Raw genomic sequence first — 207 nt, 5'->3', positions numbered from 1 at the left:
GGCTTTGCAGGTCGGGAATGTCACCCGGGATGTGGAACGAGAAGATCTGGCGATTGCCCCCACTGAGGACCTGATAGCGGCAGGCCCAGCCCTCCAGCAGCAAGCAGCACTGCGACGGGCGGTCCTTCTCCCGGACGATATCCTGATGGGAGCTTAGCTCGACTTTGGCCATTCATGCCGCGTTGCAGAGGGCGTAGGCCCAGGGCG

At 63.3% G+C, this 207-nt stretch carries 1 protein-coding gene; it reads right to left on the bottom strand.

Features of this window, described 5'->3' with window-relative positions; translation table 11 throughout:
* A partial coding sequence (locus tag MFF64_RS38570) for a cyclic nucleotide-binding domain-containing protein (RefSeq protein WP_369010740.1) occupies positions 1 to 172 on the bottom strand: 172 nt, incomplete at its 3' end.
* Between the last annotated feature and the right edge of the window lie 35 nt (positions 173 to 207).

The sequence above is a fragment of the Methylobacterium frigidaeris genome (assembly GCF_022179185.1).
GTDB lineage: Bacteria > Pseudomonadota > Alphaproteobacteria > Rhizobiales > Beijerinckiaceae > Methylobacterium > Methylobacterium frigidaeris.
The sequence above is the reverse complement of the archived record's forward strand: the minus strand, read 5'-3'. Positions and strand labels throughout refer to the sequence as shown.